22 protein-coding genes and 1 pseudogene are annotated in these 21,194 nt (G+C 72.7%); 13 read left to right on the top strand and 10 right to left on the bottom strand.

Going from position 1 to position 21,194, the window contains the following annotated elements; translation table 11 throughout:
- Positions 1–6: 6 nt before the first annotated feature.
- The 7 genes from ACIGDI_RS09260 to ACIGDI_RS09230 all read left to right on the top strand — a co-directional run bounded on the left by ACIGDI_RS09260 (position 7) and on the right by ACIGDI_RS09230 (position 8,422).
- On the top strand, positions 7–906 hold the full coding sequence (locus ACIGDI_RS09260) for an STAS domain-containing protein (RefSeq protein WP_399892880.1): 900 nt from the start codon (positions 7–9) through the stop codon (positions 904–906).
- Complete coding sequence (locus ACIGDI_RS09255) at positions 903–1,322, top strand: STAS domain-containing protein (RefSeq protein WP_399892875.1); 420 nt, start codon at positions 903–905, stop codon at positions 1,320–1,322. The genes ACIGDI_RS09260 and ACIGDI_RS09255 overlap by 4 nt, the downstream gene beginning before the upstream one ends.
- Positions 1,322–1,762, top strand: coding sequence for an anti-sigma regulatory factor (locus tag ACIGDI_RS09250; RefSeq protein ID WP_399892872.1), 441 nt, complete (start codon positions 1,322–1,324; stop codon positions 1,760–1,762). Before ACIGDI_RS09255 ends, ACIGDI_RS09250 begins: the two co-directional genes overlap by 1 nt.
- Positions 1,762–2,820 (top strand): SpoIIE family protein phosphatase, encoded by a 1,059-nt coding sequence (locus ACIGDI_RS09245; RefSeq protein ID WP_399892869.1) that lies wholly within the window; start codon positions 1,762–1,764, stop codon positions 2,818–2,820. The genes ACIGDI_RS09250 and ACIGDI_RS09245 overlap by 1 nt, the downstream gene beginning before the upstream one ends.
- Positions 2,817–4,529 carry a PP2C family protein-serine/threonine phosphatase gene (locus tag ACIGDI_RS09240; protein WP_399892865.1) on the top strand — a complete coding sequence of 571 codons (1,713 nt, stop codon included), beginning with the start codon at positions 2,817–2,819 and terminating at the stop codon, positions 4,527–4,529. The genes ACIGDI_RS09245 and ACIGDI_RS09240 overlap by 4 nt, the downstream gene beginning before the upstream one ends.
- Before the next feature lie 209 nt (positions 4,530–4,738).
- Positions 4,739–6,103 (top strand): NAD(P)/FAD-dependent oxidoreductase, encoded by a 1,365-nt coding sequence (locus tag ACIGDI_RS09235; RefSeq protein ID WP_399892861.1) that lies wholly within the window; start codon positions 4,739–4,741, stop codon positions 6,101–6,103.
- A gap of 78 nt (positions 6,104–6,181) precedes the next feature.
- Positions 6,182–8,422 (top strand): FUSC family protein, encoded by a 2,241-nt coding sequence (locus ACIGDI_RS09230; protein WP_399892858.1) that lies wholly within the window; start codon positions 6,182–6,184, stop codon positions 8,420–8,422.
- Positions 8,423–8,428: 6 nt separating this feature from the next.
- Here the strand turns inward: ACIGDI_RS09230 and ACIGDI_RS09225 are convergent, their stop codons facing one another.
- From ACIGDI_RS09225 to ACIGDI_RS09205, 5 genes are all read right to left on the bottom strand, one after another.
- Positions 8,429–8,860 (bottom strand): hypothetical protein, encoded by a 432-nt coding sequence (locus ACIGDI_RS09225; RefSeq protein WP_272174743.1) that lies wholly within the window; start codon positions 8,858–8,860, stop codon positions 8,429–8,431.
- 28 nt (positions 8,861–8,888) lie between these two features.
- Positions 8,889–9,728 (bottom strand): DUF1206 domain-containing protein, encoded by an 840-nt coding sequence (locus tag ACIGDI_RS09220; protein WP_399892854.1) that lies wholly within the window; start codon positions 9,726–9,728, stop codon positions 8,889–8,891.
- 272 nt (positions 9,729–10,000) lie between these two features.
- Positions 10,001–10,246, bottom strand: a complete 246-nt coding sequence (locus tag ACIGDI_RS09215) for a DUF5133 domain-containing protein (protein WP_399892851.1) — start codon at positions 10,244–10,246, stop codon at positions 10,001–10,003.
- A gap of 48 nt (positions 10,247–10,294) precedes the next feature.
- The gene (locus tag ACIGDI_RS09210) at positions 10,295–11,149 is read right to left on the bottom strand and encodes a SigB/SigF/SigG family RNA polymerase sigma factor (RefSeq protein WP_399892847.1); all 855 of its coding nucleotides are present in this window, start codon (positions 11,147–11,149) and stop codon (positions 10,295–10,297) included.
- Between the two features lie 225 nt (positions 11,150–11,374).
- Entirely contained in the window at positions 11,375–11,818 is a 444-nt protein-coding gene (locus ACIGDI_RS09205) for an ATP-binding protein (RefSeq protein WP_399892844.1), read from the bottom strand.
- Between the two features lie 232 nt (positions 11,819–12,050).
- Between ACIGDI_RS09205 and ACIGDI_RS09200 the strand changes: the two genes are divergently transcribed.
- The 3 genes and pseudogenes from ACIGDI_RS09200 to ACIGDI_RS09190 all read left to right on the top strand — a co-directional run bounded on the left by ACIGDI_RS09200 (position 12,051) and on the right by ACIGDI_RS09190 (position 13,232).
- The gene (locus tag ACIGDI_RS09200) at positions 12,051–12,272 is read left to right on the top strand and encodes a hypothetical protein (RefSeq protein WP_399892841.1); all 222 of its coding nucleotides are present in this window, start codon (positions 12,051–12,053) and stop codon (positions 12,270–12,272) included.
- Between the two features lie 15 nt (positions 12,273–12,287).
- Positions 12,288–12,509 (top strand): annotated as a pseudogene (locus ACIGDI_RS09195) (ornithine decarboxylase); the annotation flags it as partial.
- Positions 12,510–12,776: 267 nt separating this feature from the next.
- Entirely contained in the window at positions 12,777–13,232 is a 456-nt protein-coding gene (locus ACIGDI_RS09190; protein ID WP_384811979.1) for a cyclic nucleotide-binding domain-containing protein, read from the top strand.
- 4 nt (positions 13,233–13,236) lie between these two features.
- Here ACIGDI_RS09190 and ACIGDI_RS09185 read toward each other — a convergent pair whose 3' ends face one another.
- Complete coding sequence (locus ACIGDI_RS09185) at positions 13,237–14,535, bottom strand: MFS transporter (protein ID WP_399892837.1); 1,299 nt, start codon at positions 14,533–14,535, stop codon at positions 13,237–13,239.
- Between the two features lie 104 nt (positions 14,536–14,639).
- On the bottom strand, positions 14,640–15,254 hold the full coding sequence (locus tag ACIGDI_RS09180) for a LysE/ArgO family amino acid transporter (RefSeq protein ID WP_399892833.1): 615 nt from the start codon (positions 15,252–15,254) through the stop codon (positions 14,640–14,642).
- 66 nt (positions 15,255–15,320) lie between these two features.
- On the opposite strand from ACIGDI_RS09180, the gene ACIGDI_RS09175 reads away from it, so the two are divergent.
- A complete protein-coding gene (locus ACIGDI_RS09175; RefSeq protein WP_399892829.1) occupies positions 15,321–16,229 on the top strand; it encodes a LysR family transcriptional regulator ArgP in 909 nt (302 codons plus the stop codon).
- Here ACIGDI_RS09175 and ACIGDI_RS09170 read toward each other — a convergent pair.
- The gene (locus ACIGDI_RS09170; RefSeq protein WP_399892825.1) at positions 16,195–16,938 is read right to left on the bottom strand and encodes a TetR/AcrR family transcriptional regulator; all 744 of its coding nucleotides are present in this window, start codon (positions 16,936–16,938) and stop codon (positions 16,195–16,197) included. The genes ACIGDI_RS09175 and ACIGDI_RS09170 overlap by 35 nt on opposite strands.
- Before the next feature lie 119 nt (positions 16,939–17,057).
- Here ACIGDI_RS09170 and ACIGDI_RS09165 point away from each other — a divergent pair, with 119 nt between their 5' ends.
- Both ACIGDI_RS09165 and ACIGDI_RS09160 read left to right on the top strand, forming a co-directional pair.
- Positions 17,058–18,272 (top strand): saccharopine dehydrogenase family protein, encoded by a 1,215-nt coding sequence (locus ACIGDI_RS09165; protein ID WP_399892821.1) that lies wholly within the window; start codon positions 17,058–17,060, stop codon positions 18,270–18,272.
- A gap of 111 nt (positions 18,273–18,383) precedes the next feature.
- Entirely contained in the window at positions 18,384–18,638 is a 255-nt protein-coding gene (locus ACIGDI_RS09160) for a WhiB family transcriptional regulator (protein ID WP_399892818.1), read from the top strand.
- 12 nt (positions 18,639–18,650) lie between these two features.
- Here the strand turns inward: ACIGDI_RS09160 and ACIGDI_RS09155 are convergent, their stop codons facing one another.
- Entirely contained in the window at positions 18,651–20,474 is a 1,824-nt protein-coding gene (locus tag ACIGDI_RS09155) for an ATP-binding protein (RefSeq protein ID WP_399892815.1), read from the bottom strand.
- Entirely contained in the window at positions 20,471–21,178 is a 708-nt protein-coding gene (locus tag ACIGDI_RS09150) for a response regulator transcription factor (protein ID WP_399892812.1), read from the bottom strand. The genes ACIGDI_RS09155 and ACIGDI_RS09150 overlap by 4 nt, the downstream gene beginning before the upstream one ends.
- Between the last annotated feature and the right edge of the window lie 16 nt (positions 21,179–21,194).

Here is a 21,194-nt window from a genome sequence, read left to right as displayed (position 1 = left end):
GAGCAGGTGCCGGAACACCAAGCGGCAGTAAGTCAGGGAACGTCGGCTCGGCAGGTCGGGGAGTTCCTGAACCGCCATCGCGAGCGCATCGCCCAACGGTGGGCCGACGAACCCCTGTTCCGCAGCGTGTTCACGGTCTCGCGGGACGAGGCCGTGGAAGCGGCCCGGGCAGTCGCCGAAGCACTGGCCCGGGTGGCCGAGTCGGAGCGCGTGCACGACACGGACGCCGTCGGCTTCGTCGCCGTACGGGAACAGCTGGCCCGCATGGCCGCCGCGCGGTCGCGCGGCGGGGCCTCGATGGCGCAGGTGTCGGGCGAGGTGGAGGCCCTGCGCCCGCCCGTGGCGAGTCTGCTCGTCGAGGAGTGCGCGGACCTGCCGGCCGACGAGGTCCGGGAGTACGCGACCGCGCTGACGGTCCTGATGGGCACGCTGCGGCTGGTCGTCCTGGACACGGCGCTGACCGAGGGGCAGGCACTCATAGAGCGGCAGCAGCTCCAACTGCTGGAGGTGGCGACCCCGGTGATCCGGCTGTGGGACGGCATCGTGGCCGTACCCCTGATCGGGACCCTGGACAGCGCACGCAGCCAGGTGGTGATGGAGACGCTGCTGGAGGCCATCGTCGAGCAGCACGCGCGTTTCGCGATCCTCGACATCACCGGTGTGCCGACGGTGGACTCGCTGGTCGCCCAGCACCTGATGAAGACGGTGGCGGCCGCCCGTCTGATGGGCGCGGAGTGCGTCGTCTCGGGCATCCGCCCGGCGATCGCGCAGACCATCGTCCATCTCGGCCTGGACCTCGGCACGGTGGTCACCCGGGCCGGCCTCGCCGACGCGCTGGCCTACGCCCTGCACGAGCTGGGCGTGACCATCGTCGCACCGGCGGCCGGCGGTGCGGGGGCGCGATGAGCGACCGACTCCAGCACGGCGTCACGAGCCATGTGCCGGTGCTCCGCCTGGGCGAGGTCCTCCTGGTCACCCTCCAGGGCGACCTGCACGACAGCGACGCGCAGCAGCTCCAGCAGGACATCTGCGAGGCCGTCGCGAGCAGTGGGGTGACCGGAGTGGTGATCGACATCTCCGGCGTCGAGATCGTCGACTCCTTCCTCGGCCGGGTACTGGCCGAGATCGCGGCCAACGCCTCGCTGCTGGCCGCCCGGACGGTGGTGGCGGGCATGCGGCCGGCGGTCGCGATCACCCTGGTGGAGCTGGGACTGACGCTGCCGGGGCTGCGCACGGCCCTCACCACCGAGGCGGCCATGGAACTGCTGACGCACCACGACTCGGCGGCCGACCGCGGCCGGTTGCCCCAGGAGCGCGGTTGATGCCCTCGTCCACGGCCGTCGAGGCGAGCCTGCCGATCCAGTCGGAGATGGATCTGGCCTGGGTTCGCCAGCATGTACGACAGGCCGCCGCTCAGCTCGGCTTCGGGCTGGTGGCGCAGACCAAGCTGGTCACCGCCGCCAGTGAACTGGCCCGCAACACGCTCGTGCACGGCGGGGGCGGCCACATGGAATCGGCGGCGGTGACGCGCGGACAGGCGCGCGGCCTCCGACTGGTCTTCTCCGACGAAGGACCCGGTATCGCCGACCTGGATCGGGCCCTGGCCGACGGTTACACCTCGGGCGGCGGCCTGGGCATGGGGCTGGGCGGCGCACGACGCCTGGTGCACGAGTTCGCCGTCGACAGCACGCCCGGGTCGGGCACGAAGGTCACGGTCGTCTGCTGGGTCACGCCACCGCCCCGTCCCTACGGAGGCCCGTGATGGCGCGCGTCTGGGACGTGCCGGTGCACGACTCGACCCGGCTGCGCGACGCCCGGCTCGCCGTGGCGGAGGCCGCGGCCGCGGCCGGGCTCGACGAGGCCCGGACGGCGGCCGCCGCGCTGGTGGCCACGGAGCTGGCCACCAACCTGCTCAAGCACGCCGACGGAGGACGGCTGCTCCTCGACGTCGTCCCTCCCCCGGCACCGGCGGAGGGCGGCGACCCGACCCGCTTCGTACAGATCGCGGCCCTGGATCACGGCCCCGGCATCGCCGACGTACCGGCCGCCCTCGACGACGGCTTCACGACGGCCAGCTCGCTGGGCGCGGGGCTGGGCACCTGCCGGCGCGTCGCCGACACCTTCGCCCTGCACAGCGAACCGGGCCGGGGCACCGTGGCGGTGGCCCACATCGGTCCCGGCACGCGCGACACCGCGCCCGCCGCGGACTGCGGGGTCCGGGCCGGCGGGGTGAGCCTCCCCTACGGCGGGGCCGAGCACTCCGGCGACGCCTGGACCTGCGTCCGGTCCGGTGACCGGGTGACGCTGATGCTGGCCGACGGCCTGGGACACGGCCCTCAGGCCGCCCACGCCTCCACGGCCGCGGTCGAGGCGCTGCGGCGGTCGGCCCACCTGTCTCCGGCGGAGTCCCTGGACCGCCTCGACGCGGCCCTGCGCGGCACCCGGGGCGCGGCCGTGGCCGTGGCCCAGGTCGACACCGCCGGCGGGACGCTCCGCTTCGCCGGGCTCGGTAACGCGAGCGCCTGGCTGTGGGAGGACGGTGCCTGGCACTGCCTGCTGTCCCGCCCCGGGATCGTCGGCGTCCACCGGCCCAGGACCTTCACCGACCGGTCGCGGGCCTGGGGCGGCGACCGGGTGCTGCTCCTGCACAGCGACGGCCTCCCCGGCCGCCGTACACCGCCGTCCGCGCCGGACCTGCTGTCGGCCGACCCGGCCGTCATGGCCTCGGTCATCCTCCGCGACAGCGGCAGCGCCGCCCGACCGCCCCGCGACGACACCACCGTGGCCGTCCTGTCACCGGCACCGCAGGAGGGCCGATGAAGCGCACCTGGCGGATCGACACCGTCACCGACGCGGCCCGGGCCCGCATCGCCACCGCCCGCCTGGCCTCGGCGTACGGTCTGACGGCGCTCGAGCGCACCCGCCTGACGACGGCGCTCAGCGCGCGACTGCGGCAGTGCCTGGCCAAGGGCGGCTCCTGGCGGCTCACGCTGCACGTCACCGCCGCCCCCGCCGAACAGGCGCAGCTGCACGTCACGGTCAGCTCCTCGGATCCCGCCGAGCACGCGCCGTGGCAGACGGCCGTCGCCTGCGCCGCGCAGCCGGTCGCGGACGACGGGGTCGCGGCGGGCTCCCCGGCGGATCTGGCCGAGTCCCTGATGGGCGCCGACGAGGACACGGCGCTGCTGCTGGAGAAGCTCACCGAGCAGGAGCAGCTGGTCGCCTTCCACCGGGAGGAACTGCACCAGACCAACCAGGGTGTGCTGGCCCTGCACGCGGAGCTGGACGCCGCCGGTCAGGCCCAGCAGAAGGCCTTCGCCGCGGAGCGAAGGGCCCGCCAGGAGGCAGAGAGCGCCCGTCGGCGCCTGACCTTCCTGGCCAACGCCAGCGCCGCCCTGACCTCCTCCCTCAACCACGACGAGATCGTGCGCCGCCTTCCACAACTGCTCGTGCCGGAGTACGCCGGCAGCGTCGAAGTCTGGCTCTTCGACGGCGACGACGACCGGCGCCCCCCGGGGCCGCGCCCCGCCGTCGCCGTACTGGCGGCGCGCACCGGGCGCCCCCAGTACGCCGCCCGCGAGCCCGGCGACCTGCCCGGCGTCGACGACCAGCCGCCCTCGGCACTCGACCCCGAACGGCCCCTGCTGTGCCTGCCGTTGCCCACCCGCCGGGCGCCGCTGGGGGTGCTGACCCTGACTCCGCCCGGCGACCGCTGGGAGCCGGACGACGCGGTCATGCTCATCGAGTTCGCCCGCCGCGCCAGCATCGCGATCGACAACGCCCGGCGCTTCGAGCGCAACCGCGACATCGCCGAGACGCTCCAGCGGGCCCTGCTCACGGACCTGCCCGCCACACCGGGCCTCCACCTGGCCGCCCGCTATCTGCCGGCCACCCACGGGCTGAACATCGGCGGCGACTGGTACGACGCCTTCCGCCAGCCCGACGGCTCGCTGATCGCCGTCATAGGGGACGTGACCGGGCACGGGCTGCACGCGGCCGTCATGATGAGCCAACTGCGCACGGCCCTGCGGGCGTACGCCGTGGACGGCGGCAGCCCCGGCACCCTGCTGACGCGGCTGCACACGTTCCTGCACCATCTCCAGCCCGACCTGTACGCCACCGCCGTCATCGCCCGCTTCCAGCCCGGCCGGCCCACCCTCACCTGGGCCGCCGCGGGCCACCCGCCGCCGCTGCTGCGCACCCCCGACGGACAGGTGCACACGCTGGACGCCAAACCGGGCGCCATGCTGGGCATCCCGCTGCACCAGCGGATCGACGACCACACCGTGGATCTGCCGCCCGGGTCGACGCTGGCGCTCTACACGGACGGGCTGGTCGAACGCCGTGCGGCGGGGATCGATCCGGGCATAGCGCGCCTGGCGACATCGCTCGGCGGTTTCCGGCCGGAGGAGCTCGAGCGGGATCTGGACGGCTCGGCCGACCGCATCCTCGACCCCCTGCTGGTCGACTCCGAACGCGACGACGACGTGTGCCTGCTGCTGTGCCACACCACGGAGGGCTTCGTCTAGGCACGGTCCGGCCATTTCCTTCACTTTTCACCCGGTGCGTTTCCGCTCCCGTCGGGGCAGGGTTGTCCCGACGCGTTCGTCTGCCTGCCGCGCCCGGCTGGCGGTACGGCTCAAGGCACGGTGGGATCGATGTGGTGCAAGCGGAGATCCAGGGCAGGCGAAGGGCGTTGGAAGTGACCGCCTGGAGCCGCAGAGAGGGATGAAGAACCGTGACACGACCCAGGATCCTGGTGGTCGGCGCAGGTTTCGCCGGCGTGGAGTGCGTGCGCCGTCTGGAGCGGAAGCTCGCGCCCGACGAGGCCGACGTCACCCTGGTGACGCCCTTCGCCTACCAGCTGTATCTGCCCCTGCTGCCCCAGGTCGCCTCCGGGGTGCTGACACCCCAGTCGATCGCCGTCTCGCTGCGCCGCAGCAAGCGCTACCGCACCCGGATCATCCCGGGCGGCGCGATCGGCGTCGACCTGAAGGCGAAGGTGTGCGTCATCCGCACCATCACCGACCAGATCGTCAACGAGCCGTACGACTACATCGTGCTGGCACCCGGCAGCATCACCCGCACCTTCGACATCCCGGGGCTGACCGACAACGCCTTCGGCATGAAGACCCTCGCCGAGGCCGCCTACATCCGCGACCACGTCATCTCGCAGCTCGACCTGGCCGACGCCAGCCAGGACCCGGCCGAGCGCGCCGCCCGGCTGCAGTTCGTGGTCGTCGGCGGCGGGTACGCCGGCACCGAGACCGCGGCCTGTCTGCAGAAGCTCACGCACGCCGCCGTCAAGCGCTACCCGCGCATCGACCCGGCGCTGATCAAGTGGCACCTGATCGACATCGCGCCGAAGCTGATGCCCGAGCTGGGCGACAAGCTGGGCCGCAGCGCCCAGAAGATCCTGGCGCGGCGGGGCATCGACGTGTCGCTGGGTGTGTCGATCGAGAAGGCCGGTCCCGAGGAGGTCACCTTCACCGACGGCCGGGTGGTGCCGACGCGGACCCTGATCTGGACCGCCGGCGTCGTCGCCAGCCCGCTCATCGCCACCCTCGGCGCCGAAACGATTCGCGGGCGGCTCGCGGTCACCGCGGAGATGAAGCTGCCGGGCGAGGACGGCGTCTTCGCGCTCGGCGACTCCGCCGCGGTGCCCGACCTCGCCCAGGGCGACGACGCGATCTGCCCGCCCACCGCCCAGCACGCCATGCGGCAGGGCCCGCAGGTCGCCGACAACATCATCGCCACCCTGCGGGGCCGGCCGCTGCAGCCGTACCGCCACAAGGACCTCGGTCTGGTCGTCGATCTCGGCGGCACGGACGCCGTCGCCAAGCCGCTCGGCATCGAACTGCACGGTCTGCCCGCCCAGTTCGCGGCCCGCGGCTACCACTGGGCGGCGCTGCGCACCAACGTGGCGAAGGTCCGCGTGGCGACCAACTGGACGCTCAACGCCATCGCGGGCGACGACTTCGTCCGTACCGGCTTCCAGGCCCGCAGGCCCGCCAAGCTCAAGGACTTCGAGTACACCGACGCGTACCTGAGTCCGGAGCAGGTGCGGGCCCAGGTCGAGGGGACGCGCCGCGAGCAGCTGTGAGGGCGGGTGCCGGCCTTCCCGGGGGCCGTGTCATGCTGGATACGGATCTTGATGTGAAGCGGGAGTGAGTACGGCGGCGTGAGGGCAGCGGTGGGGTCGGTCCGGGCGCGTCTGCGCGATCTCGTCGCTGCCAACGACCCGGGCCTGCTGCGCCTGGCGGCGGGCCTGCGGACGGTCGGGGCCATCGCCCTCACGCTCGCCGTGCTCGGCCTGGTGGGAACCGACGTACGCCATCTGGTGGCCGGTGCCATCGCGGCGATGGTCTCCACCTTCGCCATCCGGGAGAAGCAGCGGTCGCAGCAGGCCGTGACGCTGGCGCTGGGCCTTCCCGTGGCCCTGGCCTCGCTGACGCTGGCTGCGCTCCTGAACTCCCGGGTGGGCGGTGACGTCGTCTTCGTCGCGCTGATCTTCAGCGCCGTCTACGCCCGCCGGTTCGGCGACCGCGGCACCGCGCTCGGACTGATCGGCTTCCAGGTCTACTTCCTGTCCCTGTTCGTCGGTGCCACCGTCTCGGCCCTGCCGCAGCTGTACGCGGTGGTCGCGGTGGCGTTCGCGAGCAGTGCCCTGGTGCGTTTCGCACTCGTGCCCGAGACGCCCGCGGGCATCCTGGCCCGGCTGCGCGCGGCCTTCCGGGCCCGGCTCGCACAGCTGGTGACCGCGCAGCTGGAACTGCTCGACGCCGGTCCGGAGGAGATCGACGGGGCTCTCGCGCACGTCCGTGACGGGACCGCGCGGCTGCACGAGACGGCCATGATGATCCAGGGGCGGCTGGAGGACGGCACCGACGACGAGGCCGTGGCCCGGCTGGTGCAGCGCCGCATCGCGGACGCCGAGATCGCCGCCGAACGCCTGGGTCTGCTGCTGCTGACCGCGCGCAGCGCCGAGCGGGCGGACACCCTCACCCTGCATCTGCCGGGCGCGCCGGCCCCGGAGGGCGGTCTGCTGCCGGTGCGGGACGAGGCGACCACCACACTGCGCCGGGCCCTCGAGGCGCTGCGCATGCTGGTGCTGCGTCCGGTGTCGGCCGACACCGGGACCGGTCTGGCGCAGGTGCGCAACCGGCTGCTGGGCTACCGGGACGAGGAGAACCTGCCGAAGGCCTCATCCGCCGTCCAGGACGTCTTCCGGGGCGTCGGTGAGGCGGCCCGGGCCGTGCTGGGGCTGCGGATCGCGCTAGGCGGAGCGCGGGACGAGTCGGACGACTCGCCGTCGACGGCCCGTTCACGCGAGGAACTGGACGCCGAGGACGCGGCGATCGACGCCGGCGAGGAGGCCGCCGAGGCCCCTGCCTCGGGGTGGCAGCGGCCCACCACGCGGGCCGCCGTGCAGGTCGCGGTGGGCTCGTCCCTGGCGATCGTGGGCGGCGAGTTCCTGTCCGCCCAGCGCTGGTACTGGGCGGTGCTGACCTGCTGGATCGTGTTCATCAACACCGCCTCGACGGGCGAGATCCTGGTCAAGGGCTACCGGCGACTGCTGGGCACGGTGCTCGGCGTCGTGGCCGGGCTGCTCCTGGCCGGTCTGGTGGGCCATCACACCTGGACGGCGTTCGCGCTGGTGCTGCTGTGCGTGTTCGCGATGTTCTACACGGCACCGCTGTCGTACACGCTGATGTCGTTCTTCGTCACGGCGGCCCTCGGCGTGCTCTACACGCTGCTGCACACCTACAGCCTGTCGGTGCTGGTGCTGCGGGTGGAGGAGACGGCACTGGGGGCGGCCTGCGGGATCATCGCCGCCGCGTTCGTGCTGCCGGTGCACACCGACCGCCGTACCAACGACCTGCTGGGCACCGTGCTGGACCGGCTCGCCGAGGTCACGGAGGCGGCGATCGACCAGCTCAGCGGCGGGCCGCCCGACGATCTGCTGGACCGGGCACGGGATCTGGACCAGGCGCTGGCCGACCTGCGAGCAGCCACCCAGCCGCTCACGCACCCGGTCACGCCGCTGCGGACCCGCCGCAACACCGCCCGGTACGTCGTCGCCCTGCTGGAGACCTGCGCGTATCACGCGCGTTCCCTGGCCGCGATGGCCGAACTGCTGCCCACGCATCCCTCCATCGCGGCGGACCCGCGGCTGCGCCGGGCCGGGCAGCGCATTCTGGACAACATCGCGGCGATCGCCGCGCGCGCCGCGGACGAGAGGGCCACGGCACAGGTCGAGACGGGCGCGAGCATCGCGTCCCTGCTGGAGTCCGAGCTGCCGGGCGTCTCCCGGTACGGGCGGATCACCGACCGGGTGCTCAGGCACCTTCAGCGGCTGGACGAGGCCGTGGTGGGCCTGGCCCGGCCACTGAAGGTGCCCGTGGCGGCGCAGAAGCGGTGAGCGCGGTCAGAAGTCGGTGGGCAGGCCGCTGACCTCGGCGATACCGCGGAGTTCCTCGTTCTGACGGTGCCGTTCCCGGATGAAGTCGGCTATCTCGCCGAGCCGTACCGGGTCCGAGGCGGTGTCCGCGTCGGTGACCACCCGGACCGGGCCGGTCTCCTCCAGCTGGATCTCGACGACCTCGTTGTCCAGCCTGCCGGTGACGGCCGCGGCGATGACCAGGGCGGCCTCGTCGCGGACCTCCTGGGGCATACCGTCGGCCTGCTCGCCGTCGAGCGCGAAGTCCAGCGCGGGCAGCTGCTCCTGGTCGATGGCCCGCAGGACGGGTTCGACCAGGTCGAGCAACTGCCGGTAGTCGTCCGTGTCCATCCGGTTGCGCAGGAGTCCGAGGTACATGTCGACGGGCCGGTGCTCGGGTGAGAACTCGGATTCGTTCATCTCGTGCGTGTGCCCCGCATCGCGCGGGTCAGACCCGACGCCAGCGGGCGAGTGCGAACGAGAAGACTCCGAAGAGGACGAAACCCGCCGCGACGCAGACCAGCAGCCACGGCCCCAGCGGGGTGTGGGCGAAGGAACGCAGGGTGTCGTCCAGTCCCTTGGCACGGTCCGGCCGGTAGTCGACGGCCGCGCGCACGGCGAAGCCGCCGGCGACGGCGAAGACGAGACCGCGCGCGGTGCCGCCCGCGACGCCGGTGATGTCGACCAGCCGGGTCGCCCAGCGGGGCATCTGGGCCAGCTTGAGCTTGCGCCGGTAGTCGCGCCGTATGGCTCGCGCGCCCACCCATATGCCGGCCACCACGATGCCGGCCCCGGCCACGCCGACGAGCCACTGGCCGCCGGGCAGGTGCAGGACCCGCGCGGTGACGTCCCGGGACCGGGCGTCGCTGGAACCGCTGCCGCTGCCGTGCGGGCCGGCCGCGAAGGACAGCACGGAGTAGGCGACGAACGAGTAGAAGACGCAGCGGCCCAGCGCGAGCAGCCGCTTGTGCGCCTTGCGTCCGTCGGCTCCCGCCGATCCGAAGACCGCTTCGGACAGCCGCCACAGGGCCATGCCGACGAGCCCGATGCCCAGCGCCCACAGCAGGAACTTGCCGAACGGCTGCCGGGCCAGTTCGGCGACCGCTCCGCCGCGGTCGGCCTGCTGGTGTGAGTCGCCGAAGGCGATCTGCAGGGCGATCACCCCGACCAGTAGATAGATCACTCCTCTCGCGCTGAGCCCCGCCCGTGCGGCGCCCTCCGTCATCGAACCCCGCGCCGTCCGCTCGGCCTCGATGCGGCCGGAGCGCGCCATGGCACTCGCGTTCATGTGTACCTCCCGTCGTCCGGATGCCCCGCCGCAGGGCGGCCACGCCCTGTGCGGCCGGGCACCTTGGTGTCCGGGGCGCGGACCCGGTCCTTCCAGGTCCACGGCCGTGCGCCCGCCGGTCGGACCGGTCACCGGCCCGGCACCGGCCCGGACGCACTCGCCCCTTCGGTCGCCGTCGTGCGACCGCAGCCGCGCCCGTGTGCGCGTTCGAAGCGCACACGGGCGCGGCTGCGGACTGCTGCGCTCCCCGCCCGGCGGACGGGGAGCGCTGGTCAATCGGCCATGGGTGCGGCGGTGGACCGGTGGCGGGGTGGCGCCATGGACTCGGCCGCGAGGAGACGGTGGGCGGTCTCCAGGGCCCGTCTGACATCACGCGTGCCGGTCGTCACGCACAGCGTGTAGGCCAGGTCCTGCGCCCGTGGACTCGACCAGCCGCCACCGGTCCCGGCCTCCTCGGCCAGCAGGGCCTCGTACTCGTCCACGAGTTTGCGCAAAAGGGCGGGGTGAGGGATCAGCATGCTTCTCTCGCTCCTTCTCGGTTGCGTCGGGCTCTGTTGCGTCGGGCTTCAGGCCGCGCTCGACCCGCGTCCGCCGCCCTTGCGGCCGCTGTTGCCCATGGCTTCGGCGCGGACCCGGGCGCAGCTGCGGCTGATGAGGCGGGAGACGTGCATCTGGGAGATGCCGAGCTGGTCGGCGATCCGGCTTTGTGTCATGTCCTCGAAGAAGCGCATGTAGAGGATGGCGCGCTCACGCTCGGGCAGGCGACGCAGACCCTCCTTGGCGGACTCGCGGTCGATCACGACGTCGTACGAGGCGTCGGGGGCGCCCAGGGTGTCCGCGAGGCTGTAGCCGTCGTCGCCGGAGAGTTCGGCGTCCAGGGACAGGGTGCTGAAGCTTTCGAGGGCTTCCAGGCCGCAGGTGATCTCGTCCTCGGTGAGCCCGGTGTGGGCGGCGAGGGCGGCGACGGTGGGTTCGGGGCTGCCGGGCGTCTGGGTGAGCTCGCGGCGGGCCACGCGGACCTTGTTGCGCAGTTCCTGGACGCGACGGGGCACGCGCAGCGCCCACATCCGATCCCGGAAGTGCCGCTTGACCTCACCGGTGATGGTGGGCACGGCGTAGCTCTCGAAGGCTCCGCGCTCCGGGTCGAACCGGTCGATGGCCTTGACGAGCCCGAGGGCCGCGACCTGGCGCAGGTCCTCGACCGACTCGCCGCGGTCGCGGAAGCGGCCGGCGATGCGGTGGGCCATGGGGAGCCAGGCGGTGACGAGTTCGTCGCGTACGGCCTCCCGTTCGGGGCCGTCCTCCAGGACGGCCAGGCGGGCGAAGAGCTCCGCCGTGTCGGGGGCGTCGTCGTGGCGGCGCGCTGCTGCGCTGTTGGGGGTCTGCGTGCCGGGACGGCTGGTCGACGTGTCGATGAGCATGCGGGTTGGCTCCTGAACGAGGGGTTTCAGGGACTTACCGCGGGACGGTCGCCGCCCGGACCGGCTGAGGGCCCGGGGCGGTCATACCGCTCCGCTGGGCGCCTCCGGTCCGAAGCACGAACCTCCGTCTGCCCTGCCCTCGGAGGAACAAACTCCGCTGCTCGAATAAATGTGCCCGACACGGTTCGCTCAGGTCGGAGCGCACGTGTGCCCGGCGCGGTTGGCTCAGGTCAGAGCGACCACGGCGGTGATGCGCTTACCGCCCGCGGGCAGCTCGGCCACGCGCACGTCGCGGGCGAGCCGGCACACGAGGGGCCAGCCGCGGCCGCCGACCCGGAACCGGCCGCGCGGGTCGACCGGCGGCCTGGCGACCGGGACCTCGTCGCTGCGGTCGCTGACCGACACGCACAGGCAGGGTCCGGCGACGTCGACGTGGAAGTCCGTGACCCCGCCGCCGTGCAGGATCGCGTTGCTGGTGAGTTCCGAGGCGACGAGGAGGGCGTCGCCGAGGGCCTGCGGGTCGCACGACGTGTGCGTGGCACGGCAGCGCTCGGCGACCGCCCGCTCCACCGCCCGGCGCGCCTCGGCCGGTCGGCACAGCCGCGTCGGCCCGGAGCCCTGAGCACCCGACGGTTCGTGGGCGGATTCGGTCGTGTGCTGCTCGCACATCGCCTGGCTCCCTGGGGGCTGAGAGATTTGACTCCTGAATGGGTGAAGAACGCAGCCGGTTCGGCCAGCCGCGTTCGGCACGGGGGGTTCGCGCCGGTCGCGGAGGGCTTTCACACGCTGCGTGGGCAACGCGGGTCTCCTCTACCGGCTCACCTGCATGAGCCCCGCCAAACCTCTTCGCCGGGTCTGTCAAGACGGCCATGGCGCGGCGCGACGGGGGTACTGGGTCCGAATGACCGATGTCGTGGACTCAGACGAACTGTTGCGCCGCCTCCAGCGCGCCCGGGCCTGCGCCCAGCAGGAGGAGCGAGCGTGGCGGGACCGGCGGGAGGACCTCGGGGCGGCCGGCCCCGACCCGGCCCGCGACGCCGTGGTGCGGGCGCTGGCGTACGAGACGGTGGTACGGGTGCTGGACGAGATCCTGACCCCGGGAAAGCACGACGGGCAGAGCTGACCGGGCCCGTGCCTGCCGAGTACCGACGTGCCCGTCTCGGCCGCCGCGGGCCGTGTGACGGCCGAGATGATCACGCCGTATCCCCCGGACATCCCGGCGATCCTGCCGGGGGACACGGAACCCGCCCTGCGCTACCTGACCACGGGCATGGAGGCTGGCATGAACCTGCCCGACCCGAGCGACCCGGAGCTGAAAACGACCAGAGTGGTTGCGGCGGACGCGGATTTCGTCGAGTGAAACAGGTCACTCGACCCGCTTTCCGCTACGCGAAGGCGTGGTGAATGGTTTACGGTTCATTCATACGTGGTGACGGAGTGGACCGTACCGTCCTCCGACATCACCGCTTACGGCCCTGGCTGGCCTCCCCCGTCCAGCCAGGGCTTTTTCATGCCCTCGGACCGATCGGCGGGAAAGCCGCCGTCCGCCGAGGTGCTCTCGCCGCCCGCAGCGGCTGAAATGGGCATAGGCAGACACCGGACCCCCGCCGGCGAGGAGCCCCGCGCCATGACCAAAGCCATCAAACTGCTGAACGCCCTTCCCCCGCCGCAACGCCAGCGCCTGATGTCACTCGCCAAGGAGGTCTCCTTCGCGGAGGACACCCGGATCTTCGAGGCCGGGGGCCGGGCCGACCGGTTCTGGGTCATCCGCTCGGGCGCGGTCTCGCTCGACCAGCGGGTCAACTCCCTGCACCGGGTGACCGTGGCGAGCCTGGGCTCCGGCGATCTGCTCGGCTGGTCCTGGCTGTTCCCGCCGCACGAGTGGGACTTCGGCGCCGAGGCGTTCAGCCCCGTTCGCGCCTACGAGTTCGACGCGGCGGAGGTACTGCGGCTGTGCGAGGAGGATCCGCAGCTGGGGATCGTGCTGGTGCGCAGCGTGGCCGAGATCCTCGCGCACCGACTGGAGATGACGCGCGGCAAGCTCATGGAGCAGTACACGAGCCAGCGGCGCCGCGCCCTGTAGCGCCTCAGACGCGGTAGCGGCGCAGGGCCGGCACCGCGGCGGCCAGGGCCAGCATCACCACGACGACCAGCAGACCGCCGCCCGCCACGGCCGCGCGCGGGCCGAAGGCCGAGCCCGCGGTGCCGTGCAGGACGTCGGCCAGCCGGGGTCCGCCCGCCACGACGACCGTGAAGACGCCCTGCATACGGCCGCGCATCTCGTCGGTGGCGGCGGACAGCAGGATCGCGCCGCGGAAGACCATCGAGACCATGTCGGCGACGCCGGCCACGGCGAGGCAGGCGGCCGCGACCCACAGGTTGCCGCTCAGTCCGAAGCCGGTGATCGCCAGGCCCCAGGCCACGACCGCGCCGATGACCATCACGCCGTGCCGGCGGGCCCGGGAGAAGGTGCCCGAGAACAGGCCGCCGAGCACGGCGCCGATGGGGATCGACGCGAACAGCAGGCCGAGGGCGAGTCCTTCGCCGTAGGAGCCGTAGGTCTCGGCGGCCAGCTGCGGGAACAGGGCGCGGGGCATGCCGAAGACCATCGCGATGATGTCGGCGAGGAAGGACAGCAGCAGCACCTTGTGCATGGAGATGTAGCGGAAGCCCTCCGCGATCTCGCGCACGCCGGCACGCCGGGTCGTGGCGCCCGCGAGCGGCGGCAGCGAGGGCAGCCGGTAGACCGCCCACACGGTCACGCACAGCGCGAGCGCGTCGATCAGGTACAGCTCCGGCAGGCCGATGACGGGGATCAGGGCGCCGGCGAGCAGGGGGCCGACGACCTGGCCGGTCTGCATGATGGTCGAGCCGAGGGCGTTGGCGGCGGGCAGCTGACCCTCGGGCACGAGACGGGCGATGGAGGCGTTGCGGGCGGGTGCGTTGAGCCCCCAGAAGGCCTGCTGCATCGCCAGCAGCGCCATCAGCACCGCCACCGACTCCAGCCCCGTGACGGCCTGGAGCCAGAACAGCAGCGAGGTGACCGCGATGCCCGTGTTGGTGATCAGCAGCAGCTTGCGGCGGTCCATGCTGTCGGCGACGGCGCCGCCCCACAGCGCGAACACGATCAGCGGGAGCAGACCGGCGAGGCTCGCGGCGCCGACCCACGCCGAGGAACCGGTGATGTCGTAGATCTGCTTCGGGACGGCGACCGCAGTGAGCTGGCTGCCGACGGCGGTGACGATCGTGGAGGACCAGAGCCTGCGGTATGCCGGGATGCGCAGTGGGCGGGTGTCCATGGCCCAGCGGCGCCAGCCGCGCCGGGGCGGATCGGCCGCGACCGGGTCCGGGGTCTGCGGTTCGGTGCTGCTCTCGCTGGTGTCCACGGGCTTCCTGGTTGCTCGCTACATCTATCGGGTGCAGGGTTCACTATCGCAGCACCGGACGGGAGTTCGGGACACACGGTCATACGGTCTCAGCGAGCGGACGGTCAGGCCCTGACGACGAGCATGCCGCCGATGCCGATCATCGTCGCGGCAACGAGTCCGTCCAGGACCCGCCAGGCCGAGGGCCTGGCCAGCACGCGTCCGAGCAGCCGGCCGCCGAAGCCGAGCGCCGCGAACCAGCAGAGGCTGGCGAAGGCGGCACCGAGGCCGAAGGTCCAGCGCAGCGCGCCACGGTCGGCGGCGATCGAGCCGAGCAGGAACACGGTGTCGAGGTAGACGTGCGGGTTGAGCCAGGTCAGCGCCAGGCAGGTGAGCACGGCCCGCCTGCGGGAGCCGGTCGCCTCCCCCTCCGTCCGCAGAACGCCCTGCGGCCTGAACACCCGGCGCGCGGCCAGGGCGCCGTAGCAGAGCAGGAAGGCGCCGCCGATCCAGCCGACCGCGGTCAGCGCCTGCGGATACGCCACCACGACCGCGCCGACGCCCCCGACGCCCAGGGCGATGAGGGCGGCGTCGGACAGCGCGCAGATGCCCACCACGGCGAGAACGGCGTCACGGCGGATGCCCTGCCTGAGGACGAAGGCGTTCTGAGCGCCGATGGCGACGATGAGCGAGAGGCCGGTACCGAATCCTGCGGCCGCGGCGGTCAGGGCGTTGGTCATGACGTCGACGCTAGGGAAGCGATCTCCCGGCGTACAGCTAAAGATTCTTACCTATCATTAGCCACCATGAAGACGGAGCTGACCGAGCTTCCGCTCGACCAGGTGCGCACGCTGCTGGCGGTGGTGGACGAGGGCACCTTCGACGCGGCCGCCTCGGCGCTGCACGTGACGCCCTCCGCGGTCAGCCAGCGGGTCAAGGCACTGGAACAGCGCACCGGACGGGTGCTGCTGATGCGCACGAAACCGGTGCGGCCGACGGAGTCGGGCGAGGTCGTGGTGCGGTTCGCCCGGCAGCTGGCCCGGCTGGAGCGCGACGCCCGCGCCGAGCTGGGCATGAGCGGGGCGGGTGAGCCGACCCGGGTGTCGATCGCCGTGAACGCCGACTCACTGGCCACCTGGCTGCTGCCGGCGCTCACCCGGGTACGGCACGAGCCGCGGCTCTGCTTCGAGCTGCGCCGCGAGGACGAGACGCGCACCGCGTCCCTGCTGCGGGAGGGCCTGGTGATGGCGGCGGTGACCTCCTCGCCCGAGGCGGTCACGGGATGCTCGGTGCGCGCCCTCGGCCGGATGCGCTACCTGCCGGTGGCCAACCCGGACTTCGCCCGGGAGCACCTCGACGGGCCGCTGCCGGACGTGCTCGCCGCCGCGCCCACGGTGTCCTTCGACCGCAGCGACGACCTGCAGGACGCCTTCGTCCGCCGGCTGCGGCGCGGCACCAAGGGCGCGAGTCGGGTACGGCACTTCGTGCCCACCTCGGAGGGGTTCGCGCAGTCGGTGGCGGCGGGCCTGGGCTGGGGCCTGGTGCCCGAGGTGCAGGCCGAGCCGCTGCTGCGCGCCGGGCGTCTCGTGGACTTCGCGCCGGGGCGCTGGCTGGACGTCCCCCTGTACTGGCAGCAGTGGAAACTCGACTCCCCCGCGCTCGCGACGGTGGCCGGGGCTGTCACCTCCGCGGCCGCGGAGGCGCTGCGTCCGTGAGCCTCGCCCGCAGCGCCTCCAGCTGCGCGGCGGCGCTGTCCAGCAGCATGTCCAGGGCCGTCGGATAGGCGCTGTCGACCATCCGTGCGCTCAGCAGCGGGGCGGCCTCCGCGATGCGCGGGTGGGTGGCGGCGGGCAGGCGGGCGTAGGTGGAGCGCCACATGTTCTCGTCGGCGCGCAGCGCGGCGCTCGGCAGGGTCAGGGAGGCGGCGTCGAGGGCGGCGAAGGCCAGGGTCTGGTCGATGAAGGCGTGGTAGACGCGCACGGTGTCGGCGAGCGGGAAGCCCGCGGTGCGCAGGATGTCCAGGACCGTCTCGTCGGCGGCCAGTTCGTTGGCCCGGCCGGTGACCCGGCTCGTGGTCAGCACGGCCGCCTGCGGGTGGGCGACGTAGGCGGCGTGGATGCGCAGGCCGACGGCGCGCAGGTCCGCCCGCCACTCCCCCGTCGGCCGCCACCCGTCGAGGGCCTGACCGATGAGGACGTCGCCGATGGCGAGCGTGAGGTCGTCCATGCCGCGGAAGTACCGGTAGAGCGTGCTCGGGTCGGCGTCCAGGGCCAGGCCCAGACGGCGGGCGGTCAGGCCCGCGCTGCCGTGTTCGCGCAGCATCCGCAGTGCCGTCTCCACGATCAGCCGCTCCGACAGCACGGTTCCGCTCTTGGTCGGCCGGCGCCTGCGCCGCTTCTCCTCGGGCACCACGGCCTTGGGCATCGCCGCTCCCCTTCGCTCCCGCTCTTATGCCAACGCCATTGACCTTACGTGAGCGCCGGGCGTTGTATCTGCCGCGGGGCCCCTCCTATCTCGACCCCGATCGACAGGGAGTGCTTGTCATGCGTGTACTGCTCGTGGGCGCCGGCGGCGTCGGCACCGCCATCACCCGGATCGCGGCCCGCCGCCGCTTCTTCGACGCGATGGTCGTGGCCGACTACGACCCGGCGCGCGCCGAGGCGGCCGTGGCCGCGGTCGGCGACGACCGGTTCGGCGCGGCCCAGGTGGACGCGAGCGACGAGACGGCGGTGACGGAACTGCTGCGCCGGCACGCCTGCGACGTGCTGCTCAACGCCACCGACCCGCGGTTCGTGATGCCGTTGTTCCGGGCGGCCCGCGCCGCCGACGCCACCTATGTCGACATGGCGATGTCACTGTCGCACCCGCACCCCGAGCGCCCGTACGCCGAGTGCGGGGTCAAGCTCGGCGACGACCAGTTCGCGCGGGCCGAGGAATGGGAGAAGGCCGGCGCGCTGGCCCTGGTCGGCATGGGCGTGGAGCCGGGTCTGTCGGACGTCTTCGCGCGCTACGCGGCCGACGAACTCTTCGACGAGATCGAGGAGATCGGGGTCCGCGACGGAGCGGACCTCACCGTCGACGGCTACGACTTCGCCCCGTCCTTCAGCATCTGGACCACGATCGAGGAGTGCCTCAACCCGCCGGTCGTGTACGAGGCCGGGCGCGGCTGGTTCACCACGGAGCCGTTCAGCGAGCCGGAGGTCTTCGACTTCCCCGAGGGCATCGGTCCCGTCGAGTGCGTGAACGTGGAGCACGAGGAGGTGCTGCTCGTCCCGCGCTGGGTCGACGCCGGCCGCGTGACCTTCAAGTACGGCCTGGGCAAGGAGTTCATCGACACGCTCAGGACACTGCACCTGCTGGGCCTCGACAGCACGGCGCCGGTGACCGTGCCGGGCCCGGCCGGACCGGTGGCGGTGTCGCCCCGGGACGTCGTCGCCGCGTGCCTGCCCGACCCGGCCACGCTCGGCGAGCGGATGCACGGCAAGACCTGCGCGGGCACCTGGGTCCGGGGCACGAAGGACGGCGCACCCCGCGAGGTGTACATCTACCACGTGGTCGACAACCAGTGGTCCATGAAGGAGTACGGCAGCCAGGCCGTCGTCTGGCAGACCGCCGTGAACCCGGTCGTCGCCCTCGAACTCCTCGCCGACGGCGCCTGGTCCGGCTCGGGAGTCCTCGGCCCGGAGGCGTTCCCCGCTCGCCCGTTCCTGGATCTGCTCACGGCGTACGGCTCGCCGTGGGGCGTCCGCGAGCAATGAACACGGTTTCTCTGCAACTTCCTTCGTTTCACATGCGCATCGACAGGTGACCCGAAAACGAGTAAGCCATTCGCGAGGGCACGTACGACTTCGATCGCAGGTGACTATTACATGGACTACTGGCGAGACCAGGCCGCGTGCCGTGACGAGGACCCCGAGCTGTTCTTCCCGATCGGCACCTCCGGCCCCGCGTTGATGCAGACAGCACAGGCCAAGGCGGTGTGCGCCCGCTGCCCGGTGCAGGAGCAGTGCCTGGAGTGGGCGCTGGAGCACGGGGAGATCCTCGGTGTGTGGGGCGGCACCGGCGAGAACGAGCGGCGCGCGCTGCAGCGCAGGCGTCGGCGGACGGCCGCGCGCAACGGCTGACCAGGGGCGTACTCAGCGCCCGGGCGTTTCGGATCCCGGCAGGCGGAGAGCGAATTCGGCTCCCCTGCCGGGTTCGCTCTGTGCGGTGACCGTTCCGCCGTGCGCGGCGACCAGGTGGCGGACGATCGGCAACCCCAGGCCGCTGCCTCCGGTGCGCCTGCTGCGTGACTTCTCCGCGCGCCAGAACCGCTCGAAGACATGCGGCAGATCCTCGGCCGCGATGCCGCTGCCGGTGTCCGTGACGGTGAAGACGACGTCGTCGCCGTCGCGGCGGGCGACCACCGTGACCGTGCCGCCGGCCGGGGTGTGCCGCAGCGCGTTGGAGACCAGGTTGCCGAGCGCCTGCCGCATGCGCACCGGGTCGGCGTCCAGCCACGGATCGCCGTCCACGTCGGTGTGCACCTCGACGTCCGCCGCGACGGCCGCGACGCGGTGGGCGGCGGCGACCTGATCGAGCAGATCCTCGGCGCGCACCGGCTCCCGGTGCAGGCGCAGGGTGCCCGCGTCGGCGGCGGCGAGGTCCTGCAGATCGTCGATGATGCGCTGGAGCACCAGCGACTCCTCGTGCAGGGAGCCGAGCAGGGCCGGGTCGGGGTCGACGACGCCGTCCCGGGTGACCTCCAGCCAGCCGCGGATGTTGGTGAGCGGGCTGCGCAGTTCGTGCGCGATGTCGCTGACCATGGCCTTGCGCTGCTCCTCCAGCCGTTCCCGGCGCTCGGTGAGGTCGTTGAAGGCCTCCGCGAGGATGCCGGTCTCGTCCCGCGTCGTCACCGGAACCCGTACATGGAGCTCCGGGGGCTGCTGGGCGGCCGCCGTGAGCGCTCGCAGCGGGCGGACGAGCCGGGTGGCGACGGCCGCCGTGACCGCGACGGTGACGGCGAGGACCAGACCGACGACACCGACGATCTTGGCCTTGTTGGCCGGGGACATGTCGAAGCGGGGCGGGGTCGTCTCGTCGCCGCCCAGGTACAGGTCGGCCACGGGGGCGACGTACGGGTCGAGTTGGGCGCGCAGGGCGTTGTCGGTACAGGTCTGTACGGTCTTCGCCTCCGGTGCGTCGCCCGCCTTGGCGTACTTCCCGATGACGTAGCGGCTCAGGGGGTCCCTGCCGGTCGGGTTGATGAACAGGTAGAGCCGTGAACCCTTCTCCCAGCCGTGGTCGCGCAGGCAGGCGAGGGCCGCCGTGTTCAGCGCGTCCAGCGCCCTGCGCTCGGTGCGCACGGGGGTGTTCAGGCCGTAGCCGCACTCCTCCGGCAGCGACTGGGACGCGTCCTTGCCGTCCGGGTCGAGCAGCACCGCACGGCCGCTCGGGATGTGCACGATCTTCGTGTCGACGCCGTACCGGGTGAAGCAGACGCGGAGTTTCCGCGTCAGCGCGTCCAGTTGGGCGCGCTCGCGGGCCGTCAGCCGGTACGGTCCCACGGCGCGCGGGTCGACGCCCCTGAGCTGTGCGCCGGACTGGGTGTAGGTGTCGGTGTGCAGGGGGTCGACGGTGGCGGCGGCGCCGAGCGGCAGGGCGGTGCCCTTGCGTGCCGAGTCGGCGACGGGGACGCGGTCGGTGGTGGTCAGGGCGATGCGCCGCCCCGTCCGGGTGGCGAGGCGGTCGACGAGGGACTGCACGCCCTTCCAGTCGGGATGGGTGGCGGCGTACCCGCTGAGCTCGGCCAGGATCTTCATGTCGTCGGCGAGGTCCTGACCCTGTTCCTCGCGCAGCGCGCGCGTGGTGGTCTCCACCGCGAGCCAGGTCGTGGCCGCCACGGAGCACACCGCGATGAGGGCGGAGGCGAACAGCAGCCGTACCAGCAGGCGTTTGCGCAGCGGTATGCGGGGCTTCACGGCCGGCCGCCGCTGAGCTTGTAGCCGACTCCGAACACCGTCAGCAGCCGGACCGGCCGGCGCGGGTCGGCCTCGATCTTCTTGCGCAGGTTCATGATGTGCACGTCGACGGCCCGCTCGGTGGAGGACCGGTCGAAGCCGCGGGTGGCCTGCAGCAACTGCCGCCGGGTGAAGACCCGTTCCGGCTCGGCGGCCATGGCCAGCAGGATCTGGAACTCGGCCGGGGTGCACTCCACGGGCTCGCCGTCGCAGCGCACCTCGTGCCGCTCCGGGTCGACGGCCAGGCCGGCCGCGCGGACCACCGGGTCCTCGCGCACGCCCACCGCACGCCCGCTGCGCCGCAGCACGGTGCGGATCCGGGCCATCAACTCGCGCGGGCTGTAGGGCTTGGTCATGTAGTCGTCCGCACCCAGCTCCAGGCCGAGCAGGACGTCGTCCTCCTCGGAGCGGGCGGTCAGCATCAGCACCGGGATGCCGTCGCCGGCGGGGTCGGAGCCGCGCAGCACCCGGCACACCCCGAAGCCGTCGACCACGGGCAGCATCAGGTCCAGGACGACCAGGTCGGGTCTCAGCCGCCGGGCGGCGTCCAGCGCCGCCGCACCGTCGTGCACGACGGTGGCCGTGTGTCCCTCGGCCAGCAGGGAGCGGCGTATGAGTTCGGCCTGCATCTCGTCGTCCTCGGCGACCAGCACATGTGCGCACACGCGGCGGAATCCTAGG

The sequence above is a fragment of the Streptomyces sp. NPDC085900 genome (assembly GCF_044540925.1).
Taxonomy (GTDB): domain Bacteria; phylum Actinomycetota; class Actinomycetes; order Streptomycetales; family Streptomycetaceae; genus Streptomyces; species Streptomyces gilvifuscus.
This window is presented reverse-complemented; position numbering and strand designations above follow the sequence as displayed.

Bases quoted from the DNA above. Each gene is read 5' to 3' on its own strand.
- ACIGDI_RS09255 (WP_399892875.1), top strand. From the start codon at position 903: ATGAGCGACCGACTCCAGCACGGCGTCACGAGCCATGTGCCGGTGCTC.
- ACIGDI_RS09250 (WP_399892872.1), top strand. From the start codon at position 1,322: ATGCCCTCGTCCACGGCCGTCGAGGCGAGCCTGCCGATCCAGTCGGAG.
- ACIGDI_RS09245 (WP_399892869.1), top strand. From the start codon at position 1,762: ATGGCGCGCGTCTGGGACGTGCCGGTGCACGACTCGACCCGGCTGCGC.
- ACIGDI_RS09240 (WP_399892865.1), top strand. From the start codon at position 2,817: ATGAAGCGCACCTGGCGGATCGACACCGTCACCGACGCGGCCCGGGCC.
- ACIGDI_RS09225 (WP_272174743.1), bottom strand. From the start codon at position 8,860: ATGAACGAATCCGAGTTCTCACCCGAGCACCGGCCCGTCGACATGTAC.
- ACIGDI_RS09220 (WP_399892854.1), bottom strand. From the start codon at position 9,728: ATGAACGCGAGTGCCATGGCGCGCTCCGGCCGCATCGAGGCCGAGCGG.
- ACIGDI_RS09215 (WP_399892851.1), bottom strand. From the start codon at position 10,246: ATGCTGATCCCTCACCCCGCCCTTTTGCGCAAACTCGTGGACGAGTAC.
- ACIGDI_RS09210 (WP_399892847.1), bottom strand. From the start codon at position 11,149: ATGCTCATCGACACGTCGACCAGCCGTCCCGGCACGCAGACCCCCAAC.
- ACIGDI_RS09205 (WP_399892844.1), bottom strand. From the start codon at position 11,818: ATGTGCGAGCAGCACACGACCGAATCCGCCCACGAACCGTCGGGTGCT.
- ACIGDI_RS09200 (WP_399892841.1), top strand. From the start codon at position 12,051: ATGACCGATGTCGTGGACTCAGACGAACTGTTGCGCCGCCTCCAGCGC.
- ACIGDI_RS09190 (WP_384811979.1), top strand. From the start codon at position 12,777: ATGACCAAAGCCATCAAACTGCTGAACGCCCTTCCCCCGCCGCAACGC.
- ACIGDI_RS09180 (WP_399892833.1), bottom strand. From the start codon at position 15,254: ATGACCAACGCCCTGACCGCCGCGGCCGCAGGATTCGGTACCGGCCTC.
- ACIGDI_RS09175 (WP_399892829.1), top strand. From the start codon at position 15,321: ATGAAGACGGAGCTGACCGAGCTTCCGCTCGACCAGGTGCGCACGCTG.
- ACIGDI_RS09170 (WP_399892825.1), bottom strand. From the start codon at position 16,938: ATGCCCAAGGCCGTGGTGCCCGAGGAGAAGCGGCGCAGGCGCCGGCCG.
- ACIGDI_RS09165 (WP_399892821.1), top strand. From the start codon at position 17,058: ATGCGTGTACTGCTCGTGGGCGCCGGCGGCGTCGGCACCGCCATCACC.
- ACIGDI_RS09160 (WP_399892818.1), top strand. From the start codon at position 18,384: ATGGACTACTGGCGAGACCAGGCCGCGTGCCGTGACGAGGACCCCGAG.